This window comes from Marinobacter salinexigens, from assembly GCF_008370345.1.
Lineage (GTDB): Bacteria > Pseudomonadota > Gammaproteobacteria > Pseudomonadales > Oleiphilaceae > Marinobacter > Marinobacter salinexigens.
The window spans coordinates 165,235-175,430 of record NZ_VTUU01000004.1 but is presented as its reverse complement, the minus strand read 5'-3'; the positions used below and the strand labels follow the sequence as shown (position 1 = coordinate 175,430).

Here is a 10,196-nt window from a genome sequence, read left to right as displayed (position 1 = left end):
AATGAGCGATCTGGCCAAGCCAATATTCTGGCGCGATGAACGAATGCCCCACGTGGAACTTAGAAAGGTCAGTGATGGCCGCAAGGTCTGCTATGCTCTCCACAGCCACACGCAATGGTCTATAGGCGCCATTACCGGGGGAAAGAGCACTTTCCGCTATCGCGATGATCAGTACCGGATTCAGGAAGGTGACCTGGTGCTGATGAACCCAGACTGGGTGCACGCCTGTAATCCCATTGAAAACCAGCCCTGGGCCTACTTCATGCTCTATGTCGACACAGACTGGCTGACTCAGCTGAGGTACAGGGCAGGACTTCTGAACCAGCCCCGATGGCGCGATATTTCCACACCGGTCGTCTCCGGTCCCGTTTGGTATCAACGATACTGTCAGATGGCGGAGTGCCTGCTGGATGGAGAACGAGATCTGCTGGACAAGCAGACGGAAGTTGTCGAATTTCTCTCAGACCTCATGCACGACCTGGCCCAACAACCTATAGAAGCTATCAAACCAGCACCGTGTCAACTTATGGACCTGGCCCGTTATCTTGATCAGCATGCTACGGATGAGCTTTCTCTCGACACTCTCTGTGAGCTTTCCGGCTATAGCAGTGGCCACCTGATCCGCGCTTTCAAACAGTATTTCGGCCTCACACCGCATGCGTATCTCGTGAACCGCCGCATCCAGCTCGGACGTGATGAACTGCGCAATGGCACGCCTATCGCAGACGTTGCGCAGAACTCGGGATTTGCCGACCAGCCCCACTTCCACCGCACGTTCAAACGCCTTATGGCAGCGACACCCAACCAGTACCAGCGCAGCCTAGGCGAACAGAAGATAGAGACAACTGAGCACCAGTAACGAAGCCAGGGTCCGGTTTATTGTCATCAGCACGGATGGCTTCCGGACGTGCCGGCGAAGAAAGGCGCCTGCGTATACCCAGCAGGCCAGCGACAGCCAGCATATTGGCAGGTACAGGCCGGCAAACAGCAACACCTGATTCAAGTCGTTTGCACTGGTGTAGGCACCTATTCCGGACGCCGACGCCAGCCAGGCTTTGGGGTTTAACCACTGCATCATTGCGCCGGTTCCAAACCCTGGCGCGTCACCCTCATCCCGATCGGGAAGCACGCCACTGTCCATCGCCAGTTTGAAGCTCAGATACAGCAGGAAGGCCACACCGGCCCATCGAAGCAGGGTTTCAAGCACCGGCATCAGCGTGAGCACGGAATACAGCCCGAGCCCGACGCCGATGAATAGCGCGATAAACCCAAGAGTTGCTCCGGTAACAAAAATCAGCCCCTTTGATATGGGGTAGCGTGTACCACTGCTCAGGCACATCAGGTTAACCGGACCGGGGGATATCGAGGCTGCCAGTGCAAAGGCAGACATGGGAAGAATCAGGGACAGAGTCACAGCGTATTGCTCCTTTAACAGATACGCCGCAGTCTGCCCCTTTCTGAACCAGGCTTATTGAACAAAATTGATATTGAGTACCTTGGCGTTCGCGCCTTATGTCAATAACCCCAGCAGAATGCTTTTCCAGATAGAGTCCCGATAGCGTTCACGGAACCATCCAAGGTGGCCAACCTGCTCCTCGCCAATGTCCTCAGGCCGGACTCTGATCATCGTCATCGGAGCGTTTTTGTAGAACCCGTGAATAGAGAGGGTATTACGTTCAGACATCATCTCATCATCGCTGAAAGAGACGGCGGTTATAGGCACTTTTACATCAGCGTAATGCTGACGCAAAGCAGGCCCTTCAACACCTACGGCGTAATCAGGATCAAGGCACCAACGACGCCACTGCCGCATCACGTTGGGAGGAAGGTCGCCCACTATATTCAACCGCTTTCCCGGAAAATATCCGCACAACGGGACGGTCACTGGTACGAGAAAATACCAGAGAAACCACGCAATCCGTTTGGTTGGTGGTGAGTTTTCCCGCCAGTAACCACTGCCGCAGGCCACCGTTATAGCGTTATCCAGCAGGTTCACATTCGGCGTCATACCCAGCAGTTGTCCGCCAACACTATGCCCTACCCACTGCAATCGTTGGTCAGGAAATTTCCGGCGGGCAAATTCTATTACCTCCCTGCAGTCCTCCGTCCCCCAGTCGGTAATGCCCGTTGTGTGATGCTTTAGCTTGCCACTGACGGAAGCCCCCATGCCTGAGTAATCAAAGGTGATCACCGTAAATCCCTGTGCATTCAGAAAACGAGCAAACTTTTCATAGCAGTTCTGAACAACACCCATAGCGCCAGCCATGATCACCACAGACTGTGAAGCCTCAACACGGAATAACCGCGTCGCAATGAGGTGCCCGCCCTCGGTTGTCAGGACCATTTCTTCTGGCTGATGGGATTGCAAGCTGGTTTCCATAACACTCATGTTTCAGCCCTCTGTTAAAATTCGTTGGCCAGGTGATTCAGGAATTTGAGAATCACAGCAACTTCCTGCTCATCAAAACCTTCCGTCATACGTTCGTTCAAACCAGCAATGAGCGGTTTGGCCTGCCGAATCTTTTCGCGCCCCAGATCGGTTAAATAAAGTCTGGATGCCCTTTTATCCTGATCACATGGCCGCCGTTCCAGCAGCCCCCTACTCTCCATGCGCGCCGCAAGGCCGGTCAGTGCCGAGTTATTCAGATTGAGGTTTTTGGCCACGTCCTTCAGCAAGCAGCCTTCGTTCTCCTTGATCAGAAACAGAGCACCAATCTGGGTAACGGAAATACCGAGATTCGACTCGCTTTGTTGGTCAGCCACTTTGTAGACCCTGTGGCGCCCTTTGTTCAGCAAATAGAAAAAACGCTTGTCCATATCCCCACCATTTACTACACATGTGAACCACTTTACTTCACATGTGTATCAAATAACAAGAGTTGATAGAAGGACTGCCCGTTGCCGGCAAACGCCGGTATTAAATCTCATCCATCTACGGACACATTGTTGTCCCGCTAACATTTTCCCGGGTCCGGACTGCTATGCTGTTCCCCATCAATAGCGAGGAATAGTCCATGAAGATGAAAAGCATGGCCCAAGCGTCAATACTCTCTGTGGTGCTGACGTCTGTGCTTACCGGATGCGCAACCTTCGGCAACTCTCAGAGGCTCCACGACATCTGGGGTCTGGAGACAATGAACGGCAAGGAACTGGAGCTCAGTAGCGAGCGGCAACGGCCGAGAATGGAGATTAACCTTCAGGAGATGAAGGTTTCGGGTTTCGATGGCTGTAACAACTATCTCGGCCCCATCGAGGACGTTGGTTTCGGTGACATTGCATTCGGACAGATAGCCGTCACCCGCAGGTTCTGCACGGATATGGCAACTCCAGACCAGTTCGACAGCAATCTGGGCGAAGTCCAATCCTATTCACTTCAGGAACTTAAACTGTATTTCTACGACGACGAGGGCAACGAGCTCTTCTCCTTCCAGAAGACTGACTGAAACCTGGAAGACGAAGCACCCTAAAAACTGGATAATGGCGGGTTCCAGTCCACCGGGACTCGCCAAATTCTCCAATCCGGGTAGCTTCTTCCATGGAAATCAACGTCAACTTTCTCGATAACCTGCGGCTTGAAGCCAAGTTTGACGATTTTACCGTCATCACCGATCAGCCGATTCGCTACAAGGGTGATGGTTCGGCCCCCAGCCCCTTCGATTACTTCCTGGCATCTTCCGCGCTGTGTGCAGCCTATTTTGTCAGGGTTTACTGCCTGGCGCGGGACATTCCCACCGAGAACATCCGGCTTTCCCAGAACAACATTGTTGATCCGGAGAATCGCTACAACCAGATTTTCCGGATTCAGGTCGAGTTACCCGAGGACATCTCGGACAAGGACAGACAAGGCATTCTGCGTTCCATTGAACGCTGCACGGTTAAAAAAGTTGTTCAGACCGGCCCGCAATTTGAAATCGAGACCGTAGAGAACCTGGACGCAGACGCCCAGGCACTGTTGATGGCCGAGCCCGATGGCACCAGCACCTTCATCGAAGGTAAGGACCTGCCGCTGGAGCAGACCATTGCCAACATGACGAAAATGCTCGAAGACCTGGGCATGAAGATCGAGATTGCGTCCTGGCGCAACATTGTTCCCCACGTGTGGTCACTGCACATTCGGGATGCCGCCTCGCCCATGTGCTTCACCAACGGCAAGGGTGCCACAAAAGAAAGCGCCCTGTGCTCTGCCCTCGGCGAATTCATTGAACGCCTGAACTGCAACTTCTTCTACAACGACCAGTACTTCGGTGAAGAAATTGCCAACGCAGAATTCGTCCACTATCCGGATGAAAAATGGTTCCAGCCCGGGCCCGATGATGAATTGCCAGACGGTATTCTCGATGACCACTGTATGGCCATTTATAACCCTGAAGGTGAACTGGCCGGATCCAACCTCATCGATACCAATTCCGGTCGAGCAGACCGTGGTATCTGTGCCCTGCCCTATGTTCGTCAATCTGACGGCGAGGTGGTCTACTTTCCCTCTAACCTGATCGAGAACCTGTTCCTGAGTAACGGCATGAGCGCGGGGAATACCCTGGCGGAAGCTCAGGTCCAGTGCCTGTCAGAAATATTCGAGCGGGCGGTTAAAAAGCAGATCATCGAAGAAGAAATCACACTTCCGGATGTTCCGAAGGAAGTGCTCGCCAAGTACCCGGAGATCGTTGAAGGCATTGAAGCGCTGGAGGCGCAAGGCTTCCCGGTGCTGGTGAAAGACGCTTCTCTCGGCGGCCAGTTCCCGGTCATGTGCGTCACTCTGATGAACCCCAAAACCGGCGGTGTATTTGCGTCCTTCGGTGCTCACCCGAGTTTCCACGTCGCGCTGGAACGCAGCCTTACAGAACTGATGCAAGGCCGCAGCTTCGAAGGCCTGAACGACGTACCACCGCCAACGTTCAACAGCCTGGCAGTGTCTGAGCCGAACAACTTCGTCGAACATTTCATCGACTCTACCGGTGTGGTGTCCTGGCGCTTCTTCAGTGCGCGATCAGATTATGAGTTCTGTGAATGGAACTTCTCTGGCACCAACGACGAAGAAGCCGCGCTGCTATTCGGCATCCTGAGTGATCTGGAAAAAGAGGTTTACGTTGCCGTTCATGACGAGCTGGGTGCCCAGACATGCCGTATTCTGGTGCCCGGTTACTCCGAGGTTTACCCGGTGGAAGACCTGATCTGGGACAACACCAACATGGCCCTGGACTACCGTGAGGACATCCTCAACCTGCACCGTCTAAGCGACGAGCAACTGGCCGAACTGGTGGAACGCCTCGAAGAAAGCCAGATCGACAATTACATGACGATCATCACGCTGATCGGCGTAGAGTTCGATGAAAACACCATCTGGGGTCAGCTCACCATCCTTGAGCTGAAACTGTTGATCTACCTGGCGCTGCAACAGCACGAAGAAGCGCTGGAGATGGTGGAAACATTCCTGCAGTTCAATGACAACACCGTAGCTCGCGGCCTGTTCTATCAAGCCATGCAAGCTGTACTTGAGGTCTCGCTGGACGACGAACTGGAGCTCGACGACTTTATTGACAACTTCCGCCGCATGTTTGGTGAAGACACCATGGATGCGGTGGTCGGCTCGGTCGACGGCAGCGTTCGTTTCCACGGACTCACCCCCACCAACATGCAGCTTGAAGGCCTCGACAGGCACCTGCGCCTGATCGAGAGCTACAAAAAGCTGCACGCCGCCCGGGCCGCCAACGCCGGCCTTAAATAAGATCCAGCCTGGTAAAAGGCAACAAAAAACGGCGCTCCGATAACTTCGAAGCGCCGTTTTTCTTTTGGAGCGCGGGCTGATTTCCGCGCTCTTTTCGCTATGAAGGTATCAGGCCAGATCGAACCGATCCGCGTTCATCACCTTCGCCCAGGCCGCAACAAAGTCGTTCACGAACTTCTCTTTATTGTCGTTCTGGGCATACACCTCAGCGTAGGCACGCAGGATGGAGTTGGAACCAAATACCAGATCCACACGGGTAGCTGTGAACTTCGCGTTACCTGACGTGCGTTCAACAATGTCGTACTTGTTGTAGCCCTTCGGCTCCCAACGGTAGTTCATGTCGGTCAGGTTCACGAAGAAGTCGTTGGTCAGCTGGCCTTCACGGTCCGTAAAGACACCGTCTTTACTGCCGCCGTGGTTGGTACCCAGTACCCGCATGCCACCCAGCAGAACCGTCATCTCAGGCGCTGTCAGTCCCATCAACTGAGCACGGTCCAGCATCAGCTTCTCGGGAGACACCGAGTAGTCCTTCTTGATCCAGTTGCGGAACGCATCGTGGATGGGTTCCAGGAATTCGAAGGACTCGGCGTCTGTCTGCTCTGCGGTGGCATCGCCACGACCCGGAGCAAAAGGCACGGTCACGTTTACGCCAGCAGCTTTTGCAGCCTGCTCAACACCTACGTTACCCGCCAGCACAATCACGTCAGCAACACTGGCACCGGTTTCAGAAGCAATGCCCTCAAGCACACCGAGCACTTTGGCCAGGCGCTGCGGCTCATTGCCTTCCCAGTCCTTTTGCGGAGCCAGGCGGATACGGGCACCGTTGGCACCACCTCGCATGTCAGAACCACGGTAGGTACGTGCGCTATCCCAGGCCGTGCTGACCATTTCACTAACGCTGAGACCGCTGGCGGCGATCTTCGCTTTAACAGCGTCAACATCGTAGTTGGTGCTGCCAGCAGGAACAGGATCCTGCCAGATCAGATCTTCAGCAGGGACTTCCGGGCCAATATAACGGGCTTTCGGGCCCATATCCCGGTGGGTCAGCTTGAACCAGGCGCGAGCGAAAACTTCGTCGAAATAAGCGGGATCTGCGCGGAATTTCTCGGAGATCTTTCGATACTCAGGATCTTCACGCATTGCCATGTCGGCATCGGTCATCATCGGCTTGCGGCGGACGGATGGGTCATCCACGTCAACCGGCATGTCTTCTTCTTTGATGTCTTTCGGCTCCCACTGGTTAGCGCCAGCCGGGCTTTTGGTCAGTTGCCATTCGTGGCCGAGGAGCATCTCAAAATAACCGTTATCCCACTTGGTCGGGTTGGTTGTCCAGGCACCTTCAAGGCCACTGGTAACCGCCTGGCCGCCCACACCACGAGTCTTGTGGTTCATCCAGCCAAGACCCTGTTCTTCAATATCTGCACCTTCGGGATCAGGTCCCAGGTTGTCGGCATTGCCGTTACCGTGACATTTACCAACGGTGTGGCCACCGGCTGTCAATGCAACGGTTTCTTCATCGTTCATCGCCATACGGGCGAAGGTTTCTCTTACATCCTTGGCTGTTTTCAGGGGGTCAGGATTACCGTCAACACCTTCCGGGTTCACATAAATGAGCCCCATCATGACCGCGGCCAGCGGATTTTCCAGATCCCGCTCGCCGGAGTAGCGGCTCTTCGGGTTGTCGCTGGTTGCCAGCCATTCGTCTTCTGCACCCCAGTAAATGTCTTCTTCGGGGTGCCAGATGTCTTCACGACCGAAGGCGAAGCCGAAGGTCTTGAAGCCCATAGATTCATAAGCCACGTTACCAGCCAAGATGATCAGGTCCGCCCAGCTCAGCTTGTTGCCATACTTCTGTTTAATCGGCCACAACAGACGACGGGCCTTGTCGAGGTTGCCGTTGTCGGGCCAGGAATTCAGGGGTGCAAAACGCTGGTTACCGGTGCCTGCACCACCGCGACCATCAGCCACACGGTAGGAGCCGGCTGCGTGCCATGCCATACGAATCATCAGGCCGCCGTAATGGCCCCAGTCCGCCGGCCACCAGTCCTGGCTGCTGGTCATGAGGTCAGTCAGGTCTTTTTTAACGGCTGCAACGTCCAGCTTTTTGACTTCTGCTCGATAATCAAATGCCTGACCCATCGGGTCAGTCTTGGTGTCGTGCTGGCTCAGAATGTCCAGATTCAGGGCATTCGGCCACCATTTCATGTTGGTGCTGCCTTCGGTGGTATTGGCTCCGTGCATCACCGGGCACTTTCCTGATTTGCTCATGTTGTCGGCCATGGTTGTCTCCATTTTTTTGGGTGTACTCAAACTCTTGAACAACATCTCGTTGACACCCATTCAATGTAGATCACACCCTTTAAATTATCTAAATTTCTTTTTTTATTGATTTCATTAGTTTTTAGCTATCATAGATGGAGGTACCCGCCCCTTCTCTATAGCAAAGCCCCTGACCCGCTCAAAATCCCCATCGCCGAACACACCATTCACCCCGGATATAGAAGCCAGCTCCATCCCATGTCGTAGTCCCAGCTTGTAGATTTCCCTCACTTTTTCCCACTCGATATTCCTGCCAAGGGTAAAGTTCTCAAACCTGCCCTCCAGAGCCAGCACAATGGTTTCCGCCAGGCACGCATACGCAATGCCTTTGGGAAGACCAATATCTTTCATGATGGGGTGCCCCGGTAACTGAATCTCGCCCGACTCGATCACCAGCACATCAGGCCGCTTCGCGACGTCCTCCGCTGGAATATCCAGAGGTCGGGCAACATCGGTAATCACACAACCGGGTTTGACTCTTGTAATGTCGAGAATTCGTTTCCCTGCCCCCGATGTCGCAGTGACGATCATGTCCATGTCCGATACGTCCCGGTCAGCAGAACCTGCTACATGTACCTTTGCCCCCGGCGTTTCCTGCTCAATGCTTTCTTTCAGCGACAACAGTTTTGCCGGTTCCGGCGCCGCCAGGTAGATCTCATCCACAGCTTTAGCCAGCAGGCGGGCGCATACGGAACCAATGGCTCCTGTTGCACCGACAACCATCGCCTTCCCTGCCATTTTTCCGCTTTCCCCAATCTCTACCAACCCGATCCGCTTCAGGGCGTCATGGGCTGCCCATAAGGCGCCCGACGCGCTGTAGCTGTTGCCGGTAGTGATAGGTATCGGTGCACGTTTGGCAACGGTTATGCCTGCATCGCCCACGACTTTTGTAAACGCTCCCAAGCCCATGATCTGAGCACCAAGTTTTTTCGCCAGCTTCGCAGCCGCCAACAAACGGCTGTAGGTGAACTCCGGCCCATGAGCCATAATCTCCCGCGGCGTTCCTCCCACCGTTATCAACCAGCCCTCCACTTCGTCCCCGGTCGGGGACCGGATACCGGAGACTTTCGAATAGATAAACGGAGGTGTGTAAGCTACGGCTTTCTCGACCAGATTCATCACGGCAGGAGGAGATACCTCAGCAATCCAGTCCAGTGGCGGGGTCTTGGTGAGGTACTGCTGCGACAAGGGGTGGATCACAAAGGCAAACCGGTTTACCCGACGGTAACCATCCGGATAGATGACTCTGGGTTCAATTCCCAGAGACTGGATGATATCCAGGTAATCATCCGGTGCCAGCTGCTCCGGTGTGCGGGATAAGACCGCAGAAATCATAGCCTCCATCACGTTAACACCAACCGGTCTTCCCTCGAGCCAGGGGCTGTAATCCACCACCATGGCTACCTTCCGGGATCGGAGCCATTCAAGTGCTGCGTCGGTTACGCGGGATGTAATCACGGTTTTGCCGTCGAGCTCTTTATCACCAAACTCAGCAAGCTCGCCGACCGTGGCAACAATCACATGAGCGTTTTCCACCGCACTACTCAGTGATCCCTGCACCAGCCTTTCTCCCAAACGATAGAGCGGCGTTTTCAGCAGAGCGTCAACCGCTTTAGCAGCCGCTGGATGGAAGGTCACCTGAGCGGTCAGGGAGGTGTAGATTTCCAGTTGTCGAAGGGAGGTCAATGTTCTCGGAACACCGAAATCGAGATACGGGTCGGCGAAAAACAGGTTATCTGTGTGTTCTGCCAGGGACTTTGCGATCCGGTATCCGGCCTGCCCGTTCATGAACAATACCCGGGCATTATCGAAAAAGTGCCCCAGCTCAGACTGGCTATGACGCACGGCCCATTCCTGGAGAATGCCGCGCAGACCTGCTCCGGTCGTCACGGGCTTATCCGGGACGCAGGCCTGAAGACGAGCCGTCTCCGGATGTTCGATCAGTTCGTTGCCAACCCGGTAGTGGTCGTGGACCATACTCAGCCCGATCGCATCTGCCTGATCACGAACCGATTCAAGCACAGACTCTGCCCGCGCAATATCGCCATCGGTACCAATCCTGAGAATACGAAACGGCTGCCCCAGGAACTCTGTATCCAGTTCGTAATCGTCTTCCGACGCCCCCAGGCTGACACTCACCACGGTTTTCATAATC

The 10,196-nt window shown here is 54.5% G+C and carries 8 protein-coding genes; 3 read left to right on the top strand and 5 right to left on the bottom strand.

Annotation, left to right across the window (positions count from 1 at the left end; translation table 11 throughout):
• The first annotated feature begins 1 nt into the window (after position 1).
• Positions 2-859 carry an AraC family transcriptional regulator gene (locus FWJ25_RS10435; protein ID WP_149600225.1) on the top strand — a complete coding sequence of 286 codons (858 nt, stop codon included), beginning with the start codon at positions 2-4 and terminating at the stop codon, positions 857-859.
• Here the strand turns inward: FWJ25_RS10435 and FWJ25_RS10430 are convergent.
• The 3 genes from FWJ25_RS10430 to FWJ25_RS10420 all read right to left on the bottom strand — a co-directional run bounded on the left by FWJ25_RS10430 (position 821) and on the right by FWJ25_RS10420 (position 2,817).
• Positions 821-1,408, bottom strand: a complete 588-nt coding sequence (locus FWJ25_RS10430) for a LysE family translocator (protein WP_149600409.1) — start codon at positions 1,406-1,408, stop codon at positions 821-823. The genes FWJ25_RS10435 and FWJ25_RS10430 overlap by 39 nt on opposite strands.
• 102 nt (positions 1,409-1,510) lie before the next feature.
• Complete coding sequence (locus FWJ25_RS10425; RefSeq protein ID WP_149600224.1) at positions 1,511-2,389, bottom strand: alpha/beta hydrolase family protein; 879 nt, start codon at positions 2,387-2,389, stop codon at positions 1,511-1,513.
• Positions 2,390-2,403: 14 nt separating this feature from the next.
• Complete coding sequence (locus tag FWJ25_RS10420; RefSeq protein WP_149600223.1) at positions 2,404-2,817, bottom strand: MarR family winged helix-turn-helix transcriptional regulator; 414 nt, start codon at positions 2,815-2,817, stop codon at positions 2,404-2,406.
• A 197-nt stretch (positions 2,818-3,014) separates the two neighbouring features.
• On the opposite strand from FWJ25_RS10420, the gene FWJ25_RS10415 reads away from it, so the two are divergent.
• A complete protein-coding gene (locus FWJ25_RS10415; protein ID WP_149600222.1) occupies positions 3,015-3,443 on the top strand; it encodes an META domain-containing protein in 429 nt (142 codons plus the stop codon).
• A 92-nt stretch (positions 3,444-3,535) separates the two neighbouring features.
• Entirely contained in the window at positions 3,536-5,722 is a 2,187-nt protein-coding gene (locus FWJ25_RS10410; protein ID WP_149600221.1) for an OsmC domain/YcaO domain-containing protein, read from the top strand.
• Between the two features lie 108 nt (positions 5,723-5,830).
• Here FWJ25_RS10410 and katG read toward each other — a convergent pair whose 3' ends face one another.
• The gene (gene katG, locus FWJ25_RS10405) at positions 5,831-7,990 is read right to left on the bottom strand and encodes a catalase/peroxidase HPI (protein WP_246166779.1); all 2,160 of its coding nucleotides are present in this window, start codon (positions 7,988-7,990) and stop codon (positions 5,831-5,833) included.
• A 126-nt stretch (positions 7,991-8,116) separates the two neighbouring features.
• Positions 8,117-10,192: a DUF8754 domain-containing protein gene (locus FWJ25_RS10400; protein WP_149600219.1), complete on the bottom strand. Its 2,076-nt coding sequence runs from the start codon at positions 10,190-10,192 to the stop codon at positions 8,117-8,119.
• Positions 10,193-10,196 lie beyond the last annotated feature (4 nt).

Bases quoted from the DNA above. Each gene is read 5' to 3' on its own strand.
- FWJ25_RS10410 (WP_149600221.1), top strand. From the start codon at position 3,536: ATGGAAATCAACGTCAACTTTCTCGATAACCTGCGGCTTGAAGCCAAG.
- FWJ25_RS10425 (WP_149600224.1), bottom strand. From the start codon at position 2,389: ATGAGTGTTATGGAAACCAGCTTGCAATCCCATCAGCCAGAAGAAATG.
- katG (WP_246166779.1), bottom strand. From the start codon at position 7,990: ATGAGCAAATCAGGAAAGTGCCCGGTGATGCACGGAGCCAATACCACC.
- FWJ25_RS10400 (WP_149600219.1), bottom strand. From the start codon at position 10,192: ATGAAAACCGTGGTGAGTGTCAGCCTGGGGGCGTCGGAAGACGATTAC.
- FWJ25_RS10420 (WP_149600223.1), bottom strand. From the start codon at position 2,817: ATGGACAAGCGTTTTTTCTATTTGCTGAACAAAGGGCGCCACAGGGTC.
- FWJ25_RS10415 (WP_149600222.1), top strand. From the start codon at position 3,015: ATGAAGATGAAAAGCATGGCCCAAGCGTCAATACTCTCTGTGGTGCTG.
- FWJ25_RS10435 (WP_149600225.1), top strand. From the start codon at position 2: ATGAGCGATCTGGCCAAGCCAATATTCTGGCGCGATGAACGAATGCCC.